Genomic DNA, 21471 nt, shown 5'->3' with positions numbered 1-21471 from the left:
ACCGCCTAAGAATTCTGAAACCGGTTTCGGCCTTCTGATGGGATAGTTCTAATGGTACTTTTCCTTAAGTAGTAGCAACAAAGGAATATACCGGTATAGAATTATCCTCCTCATCCTATGGCCTCCACACAGAATTCGTTTTGCAGGAGGTAAATAAGCAATGCTTTCCCAAGCTTTCGCCCCAGCCCCCAATTTAAAAGCTATAAAAAAGCAGTCATTCCGAGCGGAGCCTAGTGAAGTAGAGGAATCTCCTTGAACAGGTTCGCGTAGGATCTAAAAGTGAGGATAATTCACCTCTACGAGAGATACTTGATTTCACTTTGGTATTGTTTTCGGGAATCTTCTATCATTGGTGTTATCAACTTTATGACTAGACGGTTATATGATGGGTGCTGAATCTTATTTAAAAGAGCTTTTTCTTAAGGGGCTGGAGGTATGTTCGCCTGAAAATGCGGTAGCTGAGGCACTGGTGTTGGAGCGGAGGAGATTGAAGATCTCGGCTAAGGAGTACGATCTTGGTGATCGACCCATTTACCTATTTGCGGTGGGAAAGGCGGCCGTTCCAATGTACATGGCAGCAGATGAGGTGTTAGGTGAACGGATTGATAGAGGTTTCCTAATCTACCCGGCACATGGCAATATCCCTGAATGCAGTGCTGATACCGTAATAGGTGCTGCGCATCCCACCCCAAAAAACAGTAGTTTGAAAGCGGGGAGGCAAGCTGTTGAATTTATGAGGGGGCTTCCCGAGAACGCCTTGGTGGTAACGCTTATTTCCGGGGGGACTTCATCGCTGATGTGTTTGCCTGCCGGGGAGATTGCTATCGGTGATCTTAATACTACTTTTGAGCTGCTAAACAGTTCTGGTGCTACAATCAGCGAAATAAATACAGTGCGGAAGCATTGTTCACAAATCAAAGGGGGGCAGCTTTTGAGCTATCTCAATCCTTCTGTTACGGTTGTTGACCTGGTTATTTCTGATGTGCCGGGTAATGAGTTGGCCATTATTGGGAGCGGTCCTACGGTGGCGGATCCTACTACGTTTGAAGATGCGGATAGGGTGCTAAAAGAGCATGGTTTGTGGGAGAAGATTCCCGATACGGTTTCTGATTATATTTTACGGGGAATTGCGGGGAAGGTGCCGGAGACGTTGAAGCGGGATTCGGAATTCTTCAAAGGGCATGACTCGTATGTGATCAGTTCGGCGAACCATTTTGCTAAGGAGATAGGTACGATAGCAGGGGAAGAGGGTTTGGAGGTGTATATTGCTGATGAACCGTATAATATGGATGTCAAAAAGGTTGCCAAAATGGTTGCGGGGGAGGTCTCTAAAAACAGGAGTACAGCAAGCAAAAGGCTGTTTGTTTTTTATGGGGAGAGTACGGTGTCGGTGAAGGGCGAGGGAAAGGGGGGACGGAACCAGGAGTTGGCACTTTATGGTGCTTTGGAAATTGACGGCTGGGAAGGGCTCTCTTGGCTATCGGCCGGTACTGATGGTATTGATGGACCTACGGATGCGGCGGGGGCTGTTGTGAGTGGAAAAACAATTTCTTTGGCTCGTGAGAAGGGAATGAACCCTGAATCGTTTTTAGTGAATAACGATTCATATCATTTTCATAAGCGGATGAATACGCTATTAAAGACAGGGCCTACGGGGAACAATTTGATGGATATTGTGCTGGTGCTTGTTAAAGGTGAGGGCTAATTGCTGGGTGTTGTCTGTGGACGGCTGACAGAAAACCGGCTATTCACGGTCCGGGATCTCCGGCTAAAACTTTAAAAAGCAATGTCATCCTGAGCGCAGCTTAGGGGAGTCGAAGGATCTATTTTTGTTTGTTCGCGTAGCATCTAAAGAACAAGAAAAAGTCCCCTCTCGGGAGGGGTGCCGAGGTATGAGGTGGGGTGGGTAGAATAGGGCATGTTTGGGAATTTACTTTTATGAATAAAGAGGGGGCTAAGTAGACGCTAGATTTTCGTCTTTTCTCTTATCGTTTGTCTGTTCATTTTTTGTTACCAAAAAACGAACCAAAAAAGTACCGGGGGAAAGCTAGATGTTGATCTTTCTGTAGCCGAATAGCAGGAATTGCTCTCCCTCATTAGCCAATATTGTAAAACAACTTTCCCAAGCTTTCGCCCCGGACCCCCGATTTAAAACCACCTCTTCTACACAGGGGGCCCAAAACGACATTAGAATTGGGAGCGGAGACCAAAGCGGGCGGTTGTGTATTTTGTACCGGTGATGATTCTGGGAATAGCTTTTAAAAGTTCAAGGACCATCAAGATATACGCTTGCTGCAGGTCGAAGCTGGTTCTCAATTCGTAGTCTTGATTTTTTACGAGCCTTTTGGATCAAGCCAAAAGGCGAAAAGGAAATTCGCACCACATTTACTCATGTCCATTTTTTCAGCATCCGCCGATAGACGGACCGGCAAAGACGGAAGAACGAAAAAACTGCTGAGGGAATCATAGATTTTATACTTTTTAAAATAGTTGTTCAGCGGGTTGCCTTGTCTCGGTAGTTGCTTTTCCGACATGTTTCCCACGATTCGCCCCAGCCCCCCCATTTTTTAAAAACCAACCCCCTATCATCCTGAACTTGTTTTAGGATCTCCTTTTGTTTGTTCGCGTAGCATCTAAAGAACAAGAAAAAGTCCCCTCTCGGGAGGGGTGCCGAGGTATGAGGCGGGGTGGGTAGAATAGGGCATGTTTGGGAATTTACTTTTATGAATAAAGAGGGGGCTAAGTAGACGCTAGATTTTCGTCTTTTCTCTTATCGTTTGTCTGTTCATTTTTTTAATGACGATCCGCCAGTAGTCGGACCAGCAAAGTTGGAAGAACCAAAAAATTGACCGGCTAAGAATTCTGTATTTGCTTCGGTTTCCACACAGAATTCGTAATACCGGGTTGCTAAGCAAACAACGATTTCTCACGCTTTTGGCTAGTCCCCGGATTTTAAAAAACTAGAAAAAGCAGTGTCATTACAAATGAACAGCGATTTTCCGGTTTGCGTAGGATCTGAAGCTCTCTTCCAATGTTCACCCCACTTGCTTCCCTCTACCAGTAGAGAGGGAAACTTGATTTACTGCTTATTGCCGTTATTGGGGGCAATGAGCCAGGAAGGTATTGTCGGTATTACAATAACCCGGCTTTTATGCACGAAAAAATTATATTTTCGAGCAATTTGGTTTATCTTTGCGAGTTAATTATTCTCTGTCTGATTTTAAATCCCTAACCACAGATATCTATGATTTGGCAGGACGGCATCTATTTATGGTTCTTGTTGATTATTCCCATATTAATAGCTGCAAGTTGGTGGTATAATAAGCAGCTTGAGGAAAAAAGAGATAAGTATTTCGGATCCGAACTTTTTGAGAAATTACGATCTGGCTTTTGGCCGCTTGGCAAAAGGATTCGTAATGCCAGTATTTATGGAGGGATCGCTCTCTTAATCATCGCAGCTGCAGGGCCTAAGTTAGGGACAGAAGTCCGTGAAGTTAAACGACAGGGGGTAGATCTTCTTATTGCCCTGGACTTGTCAGCAAGCATGAATGCCGAGGATGTAAAACCGAGCCGACTGGAAAAAGCTAAGTATGAGATTACCCGTCTTATCGATCGCCTCAACGGCGACCGGGTTGGGCTTATCGTTTTTACCGGAGAAGCGTACTTGCAATCACCAATGACCCTTGACTATTCGGCGCTTCGTCTGTTTCTCAATATTGCCGAGACCGATCAGATGCCTTCTTCTACTACGAATTTTAGTGCCGCAATGGAGACTGCTTCTGAAGCATTTGGTTCAATAGAGGAGGATAAAAAAACGAAGGCGGCAAAAGTATTTATGATTATCTCTGACGGCGAAAATCACGGAGATTCCTATGATGAGGCTTTACAGCAGTTGAAAGAACAGAATGTTTCGACATATACCTTGGGGATTGGCTCTGATGCAGGAGGAACTATTCCACTCTATGATGATTCCGGTTCGCTAATGGGATATAAACGGGATGAAAGCGGTAAGGTGATAACGTCGAAGCTTGAATCCCAGGTATTACGTTCTATTGCTGAAAAAGGTGACGGTAATTACTATGAAATTAGAAGTGGAGGTTCAGGGATCGATGCTTTTCTCGGTCGTCTTGATGAACTACAGCAGGGCGAGTTTGCCAATCAAGAGTATGCAGATTTCAAGAACCAGTACCAGTGGTTGGCGGGTATCGGCTTACTTCTTCTGGTGATCGGGATGGTGTTTCCCAAATACCGATTTGATAAGAAAGTTACTGACTAACAAAGCACCAAGATCGTTGATCACGTTTTTCAAAAAAATTACGAAAACAAAGGCACTTTATTACTGATTAACAAGACACTATGATTAAACTTTTTATTTCTGATATTGATGGTTGTATTTCTGAGCCTTTTACGACTCCCAACTGGGATCTGCTTGCCCAGGTACGGAGACTTAATGAACAGAGCAGGCAAGATATGGCGGTTCCTCCATTAACACTGTGTTCCGGGCGTCCGATGCCGTATGTAGAGGCTGTTGCCCAATGGCTGCACGTGGATTTGCCTTGTGTTTTTGAGAGTGGAGGGATATATGAGCTGGAAAGCAACAGGGTGGAATTTTTGAGTTCTTTTGATGAAGAGGCTGAAAGGCAGATTACGGATCTGAAAAAGTGGCTTGATGAGGAGATCATACCCCAATATTCTGATATGGTGATTGAGTTTACCAAAAAAATGGATGCCGGTATCATCCACCTTGATACGGAAATTATTGATGAGCTTTGTCCTATTTTTGAGGATTATGTTGATGAGCACTATCCGCGTTTTGAAGTTCATAAAACGGAAATATCAATTAATATCATTTTAAAGAATAACAACAAAGGAGCAGGCATTTCCAAACTCTGTGAGCTAATAGATGTCTCACCGGATGAAGTAGCTTATATTGGAGACAGCAGTGGTGATATTCCGGGGTTAGGGGTGGTAGGTCATGCATTTGCTCCTCAAAATGCTGCGGATATTGTCAAGGAAAAGGCAGAAGTGCTGGATGCCTCGGTCACAGATGCAGTGCTGATGGCTTATCGGCGTATCATTCAGCATAATAGAAAGGTACTGGCGGAGGTAGGGTAGCGTTTGAATGTTGAATTTTGGATGATGGATGTTAAATGGTTGTTCTGTTTTCTAATAAAAGCAATGCCATCCCGAACTTGTTACTCGTAGCATTTATAAGCAAAAGGAACTTCTCCTTGTGATTCTGTTGATGGTAAGGCTATCACTGTAAATCGAAGGAGGTTAGTACAATTATCTCGGCCGTTGCTTTTGCAACATATTTCCCGCTTTTTTACCACCTCTTCTGCACCGGGTACCGCAAACGACATTAGAATTGCGAGCGGAGGGCAAAGCAGACAGGTGTGTATTTTGTACCGGTGATTAACAGTTAAGTAGTTTTTGTTAATCCAAGGATCATCAAAATACGCAACTGCTGCCGGCCGGAGCTGTTTCTGTAATTCGTAGTCTTGATTTTTTACGAGCCTTTTGGATCAAGCCAAAAGGTGGAAAAGAAGCTCCCACCATATTTGTCTTGTTCAATTTTTAGAACGACGATCCGCCGGTAGTCGGCCCAGTAAAGCTAAAAAGACCACGTAGAATGGGACACGGTAAAAGGCGAAAAGAAAAAGGTTTGTTACTGTTTTTCAGTGACGAAAAAAGTAACTCAAAAAGTCACCGGCTGAGAATTCTGAATTCGTTATACCGGGGGGTAAACAAGCTAATGCTTTTTCAAACTTTCGCCTCAGACCCCAAATTATAAACCCTAGAAAAGCATCATCATCTCCATTTTAATGCTTTCCTCGGGATAGAAGTTTTACGGATGAGTGACAACGTGAGAGGAACTAGAGGGGATAAATATCTTTTTAATTGATACTTCCTTCCTCTTTCTTTTTTAATACCTCAAAATAATGTTCAATCAGGCGCTGGTAATCCTCTGAAAACTGAGTACGGTCAGGATCATTGAGTAACTTTCGAATTCGTTTTTGTAGTTCCTCAAGGGTAATATCGGGTGGCGTAGCCTGTTGCTGCTCTTCGGCTGTTGTGGCTTCGCGACGGTCTTCTTTGCCTCGCTCCTGAACGGCTTTTTCAGCACTTAACATACGTGATAAAATATTTTGTTGGCGCTGTATAAGTTGCTGATCCAGCTGTCCGCCGCGCAAATCATTGATTGCATCTTCCATCTGTTCCGACATCCGTTCCAGTTCACTGAGAACGCGATCTCCGGACTCAAGCTCTCCACTTTGTTGCATCTTTTTAAGTTGTTTCCGGATTCTGTTTTGCTGCTTCGAAATTTGGTTAAGACGATTCATCTGATCTTTACTGAGGCGATTGCCCTGAATATCATTGATCATATTTTGAATCTGTTGGTTCAGCTTCTGCTGCTGCCCCGACATCTTTTGCATCTGTTCAATCATCTGTTGCATGCTCATGCCTCCGCCTGAACCACCGCCCTGTTGGTTTTGTAGCTGATCCAGTAGAGAAGCAATCATCGATGAGAGTTCATTGATGCCCCCCAGCGATTGCCGTTGTGTATAAATGGCGTTCGATTTATCGCGTTCTGATAGTGTATGTACAGCACGACTAAGCGTATTTTCTACCTCTACTTTTTTCTTGTTGATACGATTAGAAAAGCTGGGGATATCTGATGAAAGTTTAAACAGCGAATCGGAAAGCGTGGTGAATTGTTGAGAGATATTTTTTTCATTGCGCGCTTTCTGTACAAATGCTTGCGAACGGGGCGGCAGGTTTTCGGTCTCACGGGTTAACTCTTCTTGGTTCTTTGACAGATTAATCAGCGAATAGAGAATATACTTGAGAGCTCTACTGTTAACTTGTTTACGCTGCTGATTCATTTGCTGTTTCGCAGACTTCATTTGCTGCGCCATCTGCTGCATCTGCTTTTGAATGTTGCGTTGCTGCTGGCGTGTTTGGGGATCCGATTTTGGTGCTTGTTTCTGTTTTTGTAGCTGTTCTATATTATTCTTGAGCTCTTCTTTTGTTTGTTCCATCTGGCTGCGGGAGTCCTTTTTTAGCTTTTGGATCTCCTCTTTTGCCTTTTTGGGAGCATTCTTATCGAGTTCTTCGATCTGTTTCTGTAGTTTTTTAAGATCTTTTTGTACTGCTTTTTGCTGTTCCAGATCTTCCGTTGGTGACTGTTCTGATTGGCTGATCTGTTTTTCTTGTTTAGCCAGCTCTTCCAACGATTTGGCCATCTTGTCGAGATCGCTGTTAAGCTTCAAAGATTTAAACAGCTCTTTAGTCCTGTTGATACGTTGCTTGTAGAGCTCTTCATTAAATTCATAATTTTCCAGTGCCTTCCGCATCTGCTCCGGACTCATCTCTCCCAACGATTTTTGCAGCTTCTCCAAGGCTTTTTGGAGTTCTGGATCATTGATCTCTTTCATTAGCTTTTGCAGTTCATCGTAGGCTTTCAGCGTCTCCGGAGACATAGCCTGACTGTTCTCAATTTCTTCGCGTATTTTTTCAAACTTATTATTGAGGTCCTTAACCTTTTTATCTATTTCTTGTCGTTCTTTTTCTACCTGATCTAACTGTTTCTTTTGTTCCCAATTTGTTTCTGGGTTCTTCTTGAGATTCTTTTTGAATTTGTCGTATTCTCGTTCCATCTGTTCAAAAGACTTTGAGATATCATCAAGTGATTCTGTCACTTTCTCTTCTTCGGATTCCAGTTCATCCATATATTCTGTCATAGAAGGGAAAGAGATTACCATCTTTTGTGAGCGCCCCTTTTTGTAGCCATTGTACCGGTCATTATCGGTAACTTCGATCCAATACGTTATTACATCCCGGGGCTTGGGGGTAAGTTCCGGAATAGCCCAGCGGTATTGTGCTTGCTGACTTATTTCTGGCCGACCCAGAGAAATGCTGCCACGGGTGGGTTCCTTTTTAAAGGCTTGCTGTAGCTCATATTTTAAAGAAGCAGATGTTAAACCAAAGTCATCTCCGGCCTCATATTGAAGGAGGACATCTTCAGCAGTTTTCATCTGCCGATTATTTTCTGGGCTGGTAATATTAACATAGGGTGCTTGATCTTGCCTTGGGCTAATTACAAAGCGAAAATTATTCTTATTGGAAAGCCCGGCCTCACCGGTCATTGTAAATGAAATGGTATCAGTTTGTGTAACTTCCCATGCATCAGATATAGTAAGCGAGTCTGTTGCAGCGCTGTATCCAAATAGGGTATCAGCTTGAGCACTATGCCTGAGGCGAATTTCTTGAACAGTTTTGTTGGTAGTAGCTTTTAATGATAGCTTTGATCCTTGGTAAGCCTTTACCTGGGAAAAGGGGTAGCTGTATGAGGTGGTGTCGAGGCGGGTATAGGAGGGAGGTATAACCTTTACGGTTAACTGCTCTAGTCTCGGTCGTAATTGCACTGAGATTTGGTATTCAGCGCTTTTAAAGCCATCCATTATAAAATGGTATTGCCCCGAGGTGGTTAGCGAAATAGGAGCAAAAGATGCTTGTTTATTTTCAGTATTAATTGCTTCTCGTTTGCGATAATCGTCCTCAATATTTGTTTTAAATGCCAGGCTTAGATTTTCGGGGATCTCAGCGTCAAATTTTATTTTGGGAGTAATTGATTCTCCCTGTTCAATAGTTACGGTACCCGGATCTACGGTAAAGCTATAGGGATTGGGTGGGGCATAATTTGCCCAGAAGTGTGTCGTCCGATGTAAAGCTTCGGATTGCCAGTTTGAAAACATGATAAGAAGTATCAGTGTAGCAGCCAGCCCCGATATGCCTGCACGGTAGTAATTGTGAGAAGGCCGTTGCTTCAAAAAAGTATTCAGCAGTGTTTTTACTTTTTCTTGGTCCAGCGCCCCGATATTTTGCTTTATCGCAGCCTGTTGAAGTGGTAAGTCTTTTTTGTTGGTATCGTAGTAGAGGTCCAGCGCATTACTGAGTCGGGGCAGAGCATGCTTCTTGCTAAACTGTTGGTAAAATTGTTTGAATGATGGTGAATAAAATTTGTCGGAGAGAAAGTATACCGAAGCAGAGGCAGTTAGTAGGATAAATATCCCCAGCGTAATTTTTACTGAAGCAGGTAGAAAAAGATAAAGCTCCAGGAGCCCGGCACCGAGAAATCCCAATAATAGAATAGCAACAAATATGATGCTTAGTGTAAAGCGTTGTTTTCGCAGCAGATGTTGATGTTTCTGCTTTAATGCCGTCAGGAATTGTTGTATCGATTGGTATGTAGGCTCATCCAAAGGTGATTTCATATAGCTGATATTCAAGCGATGGTTAGTGGACGTCGGGCTAAACTGCCAGTGCCGGAATGGTATAACGAAAATTCATGCCATCACATTTTATAAAAGATAACAGTTTTAACATCATTATAACATCATCAGCTGTAATAGCGTGTCATTTTTTTGATCAGAGGGCTTTGAAAAACAGAGATCAATCAGAAAGCCAGTTTTACTAAAATTATTGATCAATCATTGAGGTCTGACAATGTTAGCTGCTGATCCACAGTATATTTGCCATTCTCTTTTTTAGCAGTCACAAGTTCTTGTTGGGCATCGTGTTCCAGGAATAAATACCAGCCTTCTTCAACAGCCTGATCCAAGTATCGTTCTTTTTCGTTGAGCGTTTTAACCGGATACATATCATATCCCATAACCCAGGGCAGGGGCAAATGAACGTGAGTGGGAATGAGGTCGGCCATAAATACAACCGTTTTTCCCTCTGCGGTGAGGCGTGGAAGCTGCTGGCTGATTGTATGTCCGTTTACCGGCAAAGCATCAAGTCCCTCTTCGTAGGTATGGTGTTCATCAACAAGGGTAAGTTTATCCCAGTTTTTAATAGGTGCGATATTGTCATCTAAAAAGCTGGCTTTCTCACGGGCATTGGGATCGGTAGCTGTTTGCAGGTGCTTTTTGGTAATATGGTAGCGAGCATTGGGGAAGCGGTGCTTTAACTCGTTTTGTTCATTGTAATAAGTAGTACCGCCACAGTGATCAAAATGCAGGTGTGAAAAAATAATATCCGTAATATCTTCCGGTTCAAAGCCATGATGGCTTAGAGAGTCTAGCAGATTACTGTGATCATGATCAATCTGATATATAGATTCAAATTTTTCATTAAACTTTGTACCTGATCCATTATCAATAAGATATACACGGTCGGTATTTTCAGAGGTGATGAGCAGACAGCGCATGGCCATATTGATCCGATTTTTCTCATCTACATCAATATAGCGTGACCAAAGCGTTTTGGGCACAACGCCAAACATAGCTCCTCCGTCTAAACGAAATCGACCTGTTTCTATGCTATATAAGTGAAAAGGACCCAGTTTGACATCAGATAGTTGCATTACAAAAGCGTGTGGAGGTTTGAGATAATTTGTTCGCGAGTGATCAGTGAAGCAGTATTAAAAGTGGGGAGTGATCTTAAAGTTTCTCGAGGAGTTTATTCAGAAAAAGGCGAATCTCTTTGAGATCCTTTTTAACGCTGACCGGTATTTTTTTATCCTCTTCAAGCCCTTCATTTTCGAGTACTTGCTGAGCTCCTTCTGTGCTGTACTTTTTTTCCTGGATGAGTTCTTTGAGCTTTAGAACAGTCTCAATATCTTCCTCTTTATAAATACGGTTGCCCGCTTTATTTTTTTTGGGATTAAGTTCGTTGAAAACCGTTTCCCAATAGCGCAGAACGTGGGCTTCCACTTCTGTAATATCACTGACTTCACCGATGGAATAATAAAGTTTTTTCATAGGAGATCTAAAAGCGTATCTTTATTGCTAATTATACATGATCTGACGGATTATTTCTAACTCTTTGTCATAAAATAAGTAACAAGACGTTGCCTGAACAAAAATCTAATAAACGAGAGGTGGAACTTAGTATTGTTGTTCCCCTATACAATGAAGAGGAATCGATCAAAGAACTGGTCGAAAAAGTAAATGAAGCTCTTAGTGAGCAACATGAGTTTGAGATTGTATTTGTTGATGACGGTTCGTCTGATGGATCTTGGCAGGCTATTGAGAAAATGACCCAAGAATATTCAAATACTTTTGGTATTCAGTTGCAGCGTAATTATGGTAAAAGTTCAGCATTACAAGCCGGCTTTGAGAAAGCTCGCGGCAGTTATATCGCTACGATGGATGCGGACCTGCAGGATGATCCCTTTGAAATTCCGGAGATGCTTCAGCAGCTCAAAGAACAGCAGTTGGATATTGTAAGCGGATGGAAGAAGGAGCGACACGATCCGATCTCCAAGACGGTGCCTTCCCGGTTTTTTAACCGCGTAACCTCTCTGGTCACGGGTATTAAGCTCAATGATTTCAACTGTGGGCTTAAAATATACCGGCGTGAGGTTGTTGATCATATCTATCTTTATGGGGAACTACATCGTTATATTCCGTTTTTAGCTAAACTTGAAGGATTTGATGCTATTGGTGAAAAAGTGGTAAAACACCATCCCCGCAAGTATGGTAGTACTAAATTTGGAGTCGGTCGGTTTATGCACGGTTTTTTGGACCTGTTGACCCTGCTGTTTGTAAATCGTTATCTGCAGCGTCCTATGCATTTTTTTGGTACGCTGGGTTTCCTGTTTCTTCTACTTGGCGGGGCTGTTAACTTGTATCTGTCAATCGATAAAATATTTTTTGGAGAACCGTTGGGAGATCGTCCCCTTTTATTGCTGGGGGTCATGCTTATGGTATTGGGAGCCCAGATATTTTCCATCGGCTTCCTGGGTGAGCTCATCCAAAAGCGCAGCGAAAAGCAGCAAAAACCTAATATTAAAGAGATTATTTAGCCACTAAATGAGTCGCATTGCTTACGATCCGGTTAAAGACCGTTTTGCCAACATAATACGTCGGTTCCGTTTTCTACGTACAGCTTTTTATATGATTCTGGATCTTTTTTTTCTGCGTAGCTGGTATGTGCGAGCTATAATGAGAAAGTTTGGGACAATATTGGACCAAGAGGGCAGTTGGACACTGCTGGATGCCGGTTCCGGTTTTGGACAGTATGATCGTTTTTTGCTGCAACAGTTTGACCATGTTAAAATTAAGGCAATTGATGTTAAAGATGATTACCTGGAAGATTCAAGAGCTTATTTCCAGAAAGAGATAGCTGAAGGCCGTATTGAGTTCAAGCAAAAAGATCTACTTGATATTAATTATGAACGGGAGTTTAATTTCGCTATCTGTATTGATGTACTTGAGCATATTGAAGAGGATGTCAAAGTAATGACAAATATACAGCAAGCGCTGAAAGAGAGGGGGTATTTTTTAATGCACTCTCCGTCAATTTATTCTGAGGAGGATGCGGATGGAGATGCCTCTTTTGTAGATGAACATGCCCGTGCCGGTTATGGTAAAGAAGATATCAAAGAAAAGTTGAAAACGGCCGGATTTAAACCGTTACATGTTGCCTATACATACGGAGATAAAGGTCATATGGCATGGGAAATGCTCATCAAGTATCCTATGCTTTGGCTCAACAGAATCAAGCTGTGGGCTCTTCCGGTGATGGCAGTCTACTATGTTTTTACGCTTCCCTTAGGACTTTCCCTTATGTGGCTGGATCTTAATGAACCTAACCCCCAAGGTACTGGTATTTATGCCTTAGCCCGCAAAAAAGATACTCCCAATTAGATCTTGAATGACCTAACCGGGAGTGGAGGATAGAATTCGGTTGTGAGATTATTTTACAGATGTTAGTTCGTCTTCTTTTACTTTGGATGCCTCATATACCAGTAGGGGCACTTTGGAGTAGAAAGCCATCTCTTTAGAGTGATTACGATTTGTGAGCTTTTCCCAGAACGTTTTCTTATATCGAACCATCACTAACATAGAGTTGGGATGCTCAATTAAAAAGTCGGCCGCACCCGGAAAGAAATCGTATTCATACTTTAAATTGAAACTAATATCAGGATAGGCTATTTGTTCTTTTACCAGCTCTCGGAAGCCTCTGAATTTGATTTCACTCTCCAGATCCCGATGATCGGTAACATGAAGCACATCCACTGAAGCATTAAACAGTTTCCCAAAGGCAATAGTCTGTTTCAGTGCCCCGAGGTCACCACTTTTATAGTCGGTGGAAAAAGTAATTTTACTCAACTGTTCCAGCGTACTGCCATTGGGAATTGCCAGTACAGGACTTTCCGAATTCTTTATAACACTGGAGGTAACACTGCCAAAAATATTATTGCGATCTCCTGTTACCCCTTTGGTTCCCATTACTACCAAGTCGGGCTGCTCCTCTTTAATACGACTTATAAGACTGGTAGTAGGTTGGCCCGATTGCAGGATAGTTGAGATATCCAGCTCTGCATAGGCTTCTTTTTTACTCAAATTGCCTATTAACCGTTGAAACAGATCGGAGGTGTCTTGAATGGTTTTATCTCTGCTTCCTTCGAAGCTGGGCAGCATATCCATCGACTCTTGGCTGCTGTGAAAAAGGGTTAGTTTAGCGCCAGAACGGTGAGCTATTTCAGCAGCAAAGGGCAGGGCACGATTTGCATTTTTGGAAAAATCAGTAGGAAATAAAATGTGGTTTATTGATGAAGTCATAGTACTGGAGGTTAAGTTATGGCCATATTTTTTTATTTAGTAATAAAGGACATCAAAATGTTGCTTTTTCAATAAGTTTATGAAGATTACTCTCTTCTGGATATTAAAAGTTTAGATATCAGTATTAGTTGGATAAAAGTTGCTATATAAATGGTAACAGACATAAAATTCCGCTTATCGAAATAACGAGAATCATCCAGATTAACTGCGTGCTTTTACGGTAACCCACCCATGAAATAAAAAGGCCTGCTTTGACCATAGTATTAGTAATAACTGCAATGATGATACCCAGCAGGGCTACACTCGATTCCGTACCGTTTTTCGCCATTCGCGAGAGCGTAAGAGTAATAGCATCTACATCCATGAGGCCGGAGAAAAGACTGAGCAGGTAGATGCCCCTGTCGCCGTACCATTGTTCCATGGCTGTAGCCAGAAGAAGAATTAGCCCTAACAGTATGCCAAATTGCAGAGCTGTTAGAAACTGGAGTGGGTTTTTAATATCCAAAGGCGGATGTTCCTCATCTAAATCTCGGTGTTGTCTCCAGAGCCAAATACCACCGCCCATACTTAATATTAGCATCACCGTTAACGGCACTATAAGAGGGTATAGTAGCGTTATATTGACAACCGCAACCTCAATACCCACCCGGATAAACATAATGGAAGAGGCAACAAGGACTCCGGCAATAAATATTCGGCTGGCAGACTTTTTTTGCTGCCGTGCGAACTGGGCCAGGCTAATAGTTACGGCTGTTGAAGAAGCGAGTCCTCCCGTGATGGCTGTTAAAATTGTACCCTTATCTTTACCGGTATATTTAATAAGGATATATCCGATAAACGATAGGCCCGAAATGAGTACAACCATCCACCAGATCCAATAGGGATTGATGGTATCCCAGGGACCATATCCTTTGTTAGGCAGCAGGGGGAGTAGAATTACTGAAATAACCAGCAGTTTAATAGCACCATATACCTCTTTTACTTCAATCACTTTAAGCCACTTGTGCAGGGTCGGTTTTAAGCTCAGTAATGCTACAACAATCACTGCAACTCCAAGTGCATAACCATGATAGCCAAAAGCGGCCCAGCTACCCAGCGAGAATGTAAGAAGCAGGGCTACCTCTGTCGTGATACCAAGATCTTTCTCTTTATTTACCTTGACTTCGGTGATGTAGGACGTAATAACCAAGGCTGTGATTCCAAGAAAAACGACAGCAAAAATCCATGCATCAAGGATGTTGCTTAATTTTGCCCATACTCCACCCAGAAGGCCTACCAAGCTGAAAGTGCGAATACCTGCTACCCGATCTCCTTCATCTTCCAGGCGCCCACTCCACCCCCGTTCTATACCGATAAGTAAACCGATACCGAGGGCTGATAGGATATCCCAAATAAGGGTTAACTCTTGTTCCATAGTTAAAAGAGTATTCTTTTTACTTGCTGAATGATAAAAACATTTCAGGTTTAAAAATAGTTAAAAAGACCTTATTGGCTTTAATTGTTTTTTCTTTTATAAGAGACTCTCTTTTGTTCTCTCCTTACATTCTTTACTTACTATCATTTAGGATTTAGGATATCCATTTTTTGTCAGGGGCCCCGATAGGCGGACTGGCAGAGTTCATCCTGAACTTGTTTCAGGATCTTCATGAAAGAGTTATACATTGAATTAAAAGGATAAAAAAAACCTTTTTTAGATATAGGAAACGAATAAGGCAGGATATTCTTGTAATGGAAAGGCGATTAACAAACAATTCTATAATTGGAATTATCCATCTTCTAAAAACAAAAAAGCCCTTGCAAACTTATATTTGCAAGGGCTTTTGTATTTGAGTACCGCGTACGGGATTCGAACCCGTGCTACCGCCGTGAAAGGGCGGCGTCCTAAACCCCTAGACGAACGCGGCATAAAGTCAGTAAAAAAGCTTTGTCGACATTCCGTCAACAAAGCAAAATCGAAGGCAGCAATGATACACTATTTTAGGTATTAATACAACCTAAAGCTTCTAAAAAAAGTGGGAGCCTGATGGGATTTGAACCCACGGCCTCCAGGGCCACAACCTGGCGCTCTAACCAACTGAGCTACAAGCTCCGTATCAGTACCGCGTACGGGATTCGAACCCGTGCTACCGCCGTGAAAGGGCGGCGTCCTAAACCCCTAGACGAACGCGGCATCTAGTTTCGAAGAGGCGACGGGCGGGATCGAACCGCCGTAGGAGGTTTTGCAGACCTCTGCCTAACCACTCGGCCACGTCGCCATATTTAAGGCGTCTTCAGTACGCCCGACAGGACTCGAACCTGTAACCTACTCCTTAGAAGGGAGTTGCTCTATCCAGTTGAGCTACGGGCGCTCCTGTCTGTCTTTTGATATTGATCTCAATTATCTCTTTCAAAAGACATATTGTCGGGGAGACAGGATTTGAACCTGCGACCCTTCGCTCCCAAAGCGAATGCGCTACCGGACTGCGCCACTCCCCGTGTTTCAGAAAGATGTCAAATATAAGAGTCTTATAGTCTCAAATCAATTTCAAATTGAAATGAATTTACTCCCTAAGCTTTACAACTAATTCTTCCATAAAACCAATACCATAGGCCGTAAGCTGGATAAATGAAGCAACTGAACTGAGTATGCCTATTTCTACACTTTTATTTTTTATGGATGCATGTGCAAAAATTAAAATGAACAGTGCGAGGAACGGAATTATTGATATTTTGAAAAAGAATGGGGCCCAAAATGGGAGGGTTAGCAATACCAATGTGACAAGGGTAAAAAGTGCGGGAATGGTATGAATGAGTTTTAATTCTGAGGGATAGAACCGACTTATATTTATACGGGCTCTGCCAAAAAAATGAAGCTGGTGGAAAAATTGTGATAAATCTGTTCGGCGTTTGTGATAAACATATGCATCTGGGATTAGACCCGTGGTAAATCCGTGTTCTATTATTCGAATGCTAAACTCAATATCCTCACCCATCCTGGTAATACGGTAGCCGCCGGTCTTTTTATAAACTTCTCGTGAAATACCCATATTAAAACTACGTGGATGGAAAGTCCCTATATGTTTCTTGTTGCCTCGGGTACCTCCGGTAGTGATAGGGGAGGTCATGGCATAGCTTATCGCTTTTTGGGTGGGCGTAAAACTTTCATGCTCACGATCAGGTCCGCCAAAAGCATCAAGCGGATGTTTTTTTAAATATTGGGTGACTGTTTCAAAATAATGTTCTGGAATCAGGCAGTCAGAATCAAAAACAATAAAATAATCACCATTTGCACGCTCAAAGCCATAGTTTCGACTAAAACCCTGACCAGAGTTTTCTTTGTAAAAGTAGCGGATATCAAGAGATTCTTCGTACTGTTTAACAATATCCTTGCATGGCTCTTCTGATCCATCTTCAATAATGAGTACTTCGAAATTTTTATATGACTGTTTGGTAAGACTTTCCAGCAGTTCATCTACCTCTTCGGGACGGTTATATACAGGAATTACTACAGAAAATAACATAATAGATTTTTAAAATTTTGAATAGAGCAAAACTACAAATAATTATTATAGAATTATAGTTGATCGGTTCTGAAACTCTGGTAAATAATTACGTTCTTTAAAGGTCAAATTTTTAACATGAAATGTACACTGATTTATGGTTACCCATATTTTTCGAGCGTTAATTTTGTTATTGCTGCCTGTCACTGTATTTGGGCAGTCTCTTGATCTGTCTGTTGTTCCACCTACTACAAATAATTCTACTTCTACCTTTTTGTTGGATGATTCAGAGGTCGTTATAAATTCAACAGCTATTCGATTTCTAGAATCTGGTACTACAATCAATAGTTATGAGGTTTTGGGAGTTTCACCGGCTAATACCATCATTAGTGTATTGAAACGAAGCGGGGAGAAAGGTCAAATATCAGTTTATAGTCCGGATGGAGAAAAGCTAGATGAGTTTTCTTCTATTATTTTAGGGGATAATGATCCTTCTATTGCCGTTTATCCTGCTGATAATGGGGATGTTTTGCTCCGCGATAATATTGCTAATTTCACATTTTATGGACGCTCAGGAAATATATCGGATAATATGTCGAGCAGTTCACAAAGTAAGCAAGGAGAACAAATTTCAGAAGTGGCAATAAGTAATGATCAGAAGACGATGATTATTTATAGTCCTAAAATTAAAAGGGATAATAACTTTGCCTCACAGGTTAAATTGAAGATGGCTAACGGGCGATTTCGGGATATTCATTACAGTAGTGACCGGTATATTAAAAGTTTAGAACTTTCTGATGACGGTAATGTGATGGCAGTAATAACTGCTAAGCAAGGTTCTGACGACCAGGCAATTATTATGGATCGTTTTGGTAACGAGTTAAACACGATTACAACAGATAAGAATTTAATTGGAGCTTCTTTTTCTGCAGATCATGAATTTATCACCCTGTATTCCGGTGGGCGGGTAATGGTACATAATGTGCTGAGTGGAGAAAGCCTGGGTGCTACAAGTTTTAGGTCTCCGGTATTTCTTGCTGATTATTTTGCAGAAGATAACCTAATTTTAGCTGTAACAGGCAATTATACTACAACAGCCGGTGTACTCAGCAATGTTGAGTTTCGTGGAATTAACTTGAAGAAGAGGTCTATAACAACTGAGGAATTTGGTTCTTCTGTTGGTTTTTTAAAGGCTTCAGATGCTTCTATTGAACGTCTGTCGGCTGATAATTATCAGTTGAACGGTGGAAGCAAAAGAGTCCGCATTAAAGCAGACTTTTAAAATCAGAGGTAAAATATACTTCATTAAAAAAGGCCTCCAACCGGAGGCCTTTTTGTTTTTTAATATTAAGTCCGAAAGGAGTTATTCAGAAGTTTTAGCTTCAGATTTTGACTCTTCACCGTCATCAGTATTACCATCTTTTGAGGTTGTCTTTTTTTCTTCATCCTCATCGGTACTTGCCGAATCATCAGCTTCATTCCAGTCAAATGTTAGTCCATCTCGCGACTTATTCATTTTTATCCTGATTTCTGAACCTTCGGTATGATCAGCTTCAAGCAGCTCTTCGGCAAGCGGCTCTTCAACATATTTTTGAATGGCACGCTTCAACGGACGAGCACCATACTTCTGATCAAATCCTTTATCACTTAAGAAGTCTTTGGCTCCTTGTGTTACCGTAACTTCAAAACCAAGATTATGAATACGTTCGAAGAGATCATCAGAAAGAATATCGATAATCTGGAAGATATCTTCTTTCTCAAGCGAACGGAAAGTGATGACATCATCAATACGATTTAAGAATTCAGGATTAAATACCTTTTTAAGGGCATCCTGTATTGTCGATTTCATCTGTTCGTAGTCGAAGCTTGATTCCCCGGTAGAGAATCCAATTCCTTCTCCAAGATTACGAATATCACGAGCTCCAATATTAGAAGTCATGATGATAATGGTATTACGGAAGTCTACTTTACGCCCCAAACTATCTGTGAGAATACCATCGTCAAGAACTTGTAGTAAGATATTGAAGACGTCAGGGTGTGCTTTCTCAATTTCATCGAGAAGAACAACACTATATGGTTTACGACGAACTTTTTCAGTAAGCATACCACCTTCTTCATAACCAACATAGCCTGGAGGTGCACCGACAAGTCGTGATACGGAAAATTTCTCCATATACTCACTCATATCGATACGAATGAGCGCATCCTCTTTGTCAAAGAGATATTCAGCAAGAACTTTAGCCATTTCTGTTTTACCCACACCAGTAGGCCCAAGGAATATAAATGAACCAATAGGACGTGTAGGATCTTTAAGTCCGGCACGTGTTCGCTTTATCGCTTTAGTAAGTTTAACGATAGCTTCGTTCTGGCCAATAATCTGTTTGGAGAGTTCCTCCTTCATCTTGACCAACTTCTTGCTTTCACTTTCATTGATCTTACTAACGGGTACGCCGCTCATCATACCTACAACATGAGCTACGTCTGCTTCTTCAACATCGTAAACAATCTCCTCAGATTCTTTCTCCCATTTCTTTTGGGCTTCCTCCAGCTCTTCATTTAAACGTTTTTCTTTATCCCGGAGGCGAGCAGCTTCTTCAAAACGCTGCTTCTTAACCATGCCGTTTTTCTTATCGCTTGTTTCCTCAATTTTTTCTTCAAGGTCGATAATATGCTGTGGTACATGGATATTGGAAAGATGTACACGAGCACCTGCTTCATCCAGCGCATCAATTGCTTTGTCGGGCAAGAAATGGTCGGTCACATACCGATCTGTTAAGCTAACACATGCTTCGATTGCTTTATCTGAATAGGCGACACTGTGGTGATTCTCGTATTTTTCTTTAATCTGAGAAAGAATTTCAATGGTTTCTTCAGGAGTAGTTGGATCAACCATGATTTTCTGGAAGCGTCGTTCCAAAGCGCCGTCTTTTTCAATATGCTGGCGATATTCGTTAAGCGTAGTTGCACCAATAGCCTGAACTTCGCCGCGAGCGAGTGCAGGTTTAAGCATATTTGAGGCATCAAGCGATCCGCTAGCACCGCCGGCGCCAACAATAGTATGAAGTTCATCAATAAAGAGAATCACATTCTTTGTCTTCTCGAGCTCTCCCATTACTGCTTTCATTCGCTCTTCAAATTGTCCACGGTACTTGGTACCGGCAACAAGTGCAGCAAGGTCAAGAGCGATCACCCTTTTGTCATAGAGTACACGAGAAACTTTTCGTTCAATTATACGCGAGGCCAACCCTTCAGCAATTGCTGTCTTACCAACACCGGGTTCCCCAATAAGTACGGGGTTGTTTTTCTTTCGTCGGCTTAAAACCTGGGCAACACGTTCAATTTCATCTTCTCGCCCTATGATGGGATCGAGTTTTCCATCTTCAGCTAATTGCGTTAAGTCACGGCCAAAATTATCGAGTACAGGAGTTTTTGATTTTTCCATTTTCTTTTCTCTGGAGCTTCCGGACGATTGTGAACCTTTAGATGAAGATAGACTGGCAGAAACAGAGCTTGAGTCAGCACTTTTTTCATCCGAAGATTTTCCTGATATAATAAGATCAAGTTCTTCACGCACGGCATCGTACGAAATGTTGAATTGCTGTAAGATTTGTGCAGCAATATTTTCATCGTCCCGTAATAGCGAGAGCAACAAATGTTCCGTGCCGATAGTATCACTTTTATAAAGTTTAGCCTCCAAATAGGTAATACGGAGTACTTTTTCAGCTTGTTTGGTAAGTGGAATATTACCCACTTTTACTGAACCACCTGTTCCGCGAACAGTATCTTCAACGGTCTTTTTTAGTTTGAAAAGATCACAGTTCAAATTCTTAAGTATTTTAACGGCAACACCTTCTCCAAGACGTACGATTCCGAGAATGAGGTGTTCTGTTCCGATATAGTCGTGCCCGAGACGCAATGCTTCTTCGCGACTAAATTGAATTACATCTCGAACTTTGCTAGAGAAATTACCCTCCATATAAAACGAACCTTCTTGTAGTTTTTGGGTTAGGTTTCAATCGGTAAAACGAGTGAGCGAATTATTTAGTTCATATTCTTTTAACGAAAGTAGTAGTGGCAGCATGCAAAAGCAAACTGAAACAATAAATACCATCAATAGAAAGTCAGATGATTTTTATCAGGAATTTGATAAATCATGTATAATGGTATCTTCCTATAAGCAAGGGATAAACCGATTTATATATGAACTTCCTTTTTCAATCCTCCTTTTTAAGATAGTAAAATTTCACCAAAAAAATAGGTGAAATCAGGTGAGGACTTTAACAAAAGATTGGTTTGGTAAAGCTGTACTCCAAAGAAATGAAGATTATGTGCTTATACTATTTTTCTCAAGTAGATAAAGAAGAATAGGAGTGTCCAACAGCTAAAGCCCACTATAGCTATATGGTAGTTGATTG

Annotated in this window: 14 protein-coding genes and 6 tRNA genes; 6 read left to right on the top strand and 14 right to left on the bottom strand. The window is 41.7% G+C overall.

Going from position 1 to position 21471, the window contains the following annotated elements; translation table 11 throughout:
• Positions 1 to 382: 382 nt before the first annotated feature.
• Positions 383 to 1705: a glycerate kinase type-2 family protein gene (locus FCN14_RS05910; protein WP_138430244.1), complete on the top strand. Its 1323-nt coding sequence runs from the start codon at positions 383 to 385 to the stop codon at positions 1703 to 1705.
• 628 nt (positions 1706 to 2333) lie between these two features.
• Here the strand turns inward: FCN14_RS05910 and FCN14_RS05905 are convergent.
• Positions 2334 to 2534, bottom strand: a complete 201-nt coding sequence (locus FCN14_RS05905) for a hypothetical protein (RefSeq protein ID WP_138430243.1) — start codon at positions 2532 to 2534, stop codon at positions 2334 to 2336.
• 710 nt (positions 2535 to 3244) lie between these two features.
• Here FCN14_RS05905 and FCN14_RS05900 point away from each other — a divergent pair.
• The gene (locus FCN14_RS05900; protein ID WP_138430241.1) at positions 3245 to 4276 is read left to right on the top strand and encodes a vWA domain-containing protein; all 1032 of its coding nucleotides are present in this window, start codon (positions 3245 to 3247) and stop codon (positions 4274 to 4276) included.
• Positions 4277 to 4356: 80 nt separating this feature from the next.
• On the top strand, positions 4357 to 5115 hold the full coding sequence (locus tag FCN14_RS05895) for an HAD hydrolase family protein (protein ID WP_138430239.1): 759 nt from the start codon (positions 4357 to 4359) through the stop codon (positions 5113 to 5115).
• Between the two features lie 782 nt (positions 5116 to 5897).
• Here the strand turns inward: FCN14_RS05895 and FCN14_RS05890 are convergent.
• The 3 genes from FCN14_RS05890 to FCN14_RS05880 form a co-directional block, all read right to left on the bottom strand.
• Complete coding sequence (locus FCN14_RS05890) at positions 5898 to 9278, bottom strand: DUF4175 family protein (RefSeq protein WP_138430237.1); 3381 nt, start codon at positions 9276 to 9278, stop codon at positions 5898 to 5900.
• A gap of 212 nt (positions 9279 to 9490) precedes the next feature.
• A complete protein-coding gene (locus FCN14_RS05885; protein ID WP_138430235.1) occupies positions 9491 to 10372 on the bottom strand; it encodes an MBL fold metallo-hydrolase in 882 nt (293 codons plus the stop codon).
• A 76-nt stretch (positions 10373 to 10448) separates the two neighbouring features.
• Positions 10449 to 10769, bottom strand: a complete 321-nt coding sequence (locus FCN14_RS05880) for a MerR family transcriptional regulator (protein WP_138430233.1) — start codon at positions 10767 to 10769, stop codon at positions 10449 to 10451.
• An 89-nt stretch (positions 10770 to 10858) separates the two neighbouring features.
• Here FCN14_RS05880 and FCN14_RS05875 point away from each other — a divergent pair, with 89 nt between their 5' ends.
• Both FCN14_RS05875 and FCN14_RS05870 read left to right on the top strand, forming a co-directional pair.
• A complete protein-coding gene (locus tag FCN14_RS05875) occupies positions 10859 to 11815 on the top strand; it encodes a glycosyltransferase family 2 protein (protein ID WP_171032828.1) in 957 nt (318 codons plus the stop codon).
• 7 nt (positions 11816 to 11822) lie between these two features.
• The gene (locus FCN14_RS05870) at positions 11823 to 12659 is read left to right on the top strand and encodes a class I SAM-dependent methyltransferase (protein ID WP_138430231.1); all 837 of its coding nucleotides are present in this window, start codon (positions 11823 to 11825) and stop codon (positions 12657 to 12659) included.
• 48 nt (positions 12660 to 12707) lie between these two features.
• On the opposite strand, the gene FCN14_RS05865 is transcribed toward FCN14_RS05870, so the two are convergent.
• From FCN14_RS05865 to FCN14_RS05825, 9 genes are all read right to left on the bottom strand, one after another.
• Positions 12708 to 13577, bottom strand: coding sequence for a universal stress protein (locus FCN14_RS05865; protein ID WP_138430230.1), 870 nt, complete (start codon positions 13575 to 13577; stop codon positions 12708 to 12710).
• Between the two features lie 142 nt (positions 13578 to 13719).
• A complete protein-coding gene (locus FCN14_RS05860; RefSeq protein WP_138430228.1) occupies positions 13720 to 14991 on the bottom strand; it encodes an MgtC/SapB family protein in 1272 nt (423 codons plus the stop codon).
• 417 nt (positions 14992 to 15408) lie between these two features.
• Positions 15409 to 15481: transfer RNA gene (locus FCN14_RS05855), tRNA-Glu, on the bottom strand.
• Between the two features lie 111 nt (positions 15482 to 15592).
• Positions 15593 to 15666 (bottom strand) — tRNA-His (locus FCN14_RS05850).
• Positions 15667 to 15674: 8 nt separating this feature from the next.
• Positions 15675 to 15747, bottom strand: a tRNA-Glu gene (locus FCN14_RS05845).
• A 14-nt stretch (positions 15748 to 15761) separates the two neighbouring features.
• Positions 15762 to 15832, bottom strand: a tRNA-Cys gene (locus FCN14_RS05840).
• A 19-nt stretch (positions 15833 to 15851) separates the two neighbouring features.
• A tRNA-Arg gene (locus FCN14_RS05835) sits at positions 15852 to 15925 on the bottom strand.
• 53 nt (positions 15926 to 15978) lie between these two features.
• A tRNA-Pro gene (locus FCN14_RS05830) sits at positions 15979 to 16052 on the bottom strand.
• Positions 16053 to 16117: 65 nt separating this feature from the next.
• Positions 16118 to 17077, bottom strand: a complete 960-nt coding sequence (locus tag FCN14_RS05825; protein WP_138430227.1) for a glycosyltransferase family 2 protein — start codon at positions 17075 to 17077, stop codon at positions 16118 to 16120.
• A gap of 136 nt (positions 17078 to 17213) precedes the next feature.
• Here FCN14_RS05825 and FCN14_RS05820 point away from each other — a divergent pair, with 136 nt between their 5' ends.
• Positions 17214 to 18338, top strand: a complete 1125-nt coding sequence (locus FCN14_RS05820) for a hypothetical protein (protein WP_138430225.1) — start codon at positions 17214 to 17216, stop codon at positions 18336 to 18338.
• Positions 18339 to 18419: 81 nt separating this feature from the next.
• On the opposite strand, the gene FCN14_RS05815 is transcribed toward FCN14_RS05820, so the two are convergent.
• Complete coding sequence (locus tag FCN14_RS05815; RefSeq protein ID WP_138430223.1) at positions 18420 to 21032, bottom strand: ATP-dependent Clp protease ATP-binding subunit; 2613 nt, start codon at positions 21030 to 21032, stop codon at positions 18420 to 18422.
• Positions 21033 to 21471: the final 439 nt, after the last annotated feature.

The sequence above is a fragment of the Fodinibius saliphilus genome (genome assembly GCF_005869845.1).
Classification (GTDB): Bacteria; Bacteroidota; Rhodothermia; order Balneolales; family Balneolaceae; genus Fodinibius; species Fodinibius saliphilus.
This window is presented reverse-complemented; position numbering and strand designations above follow the sequence as displayed.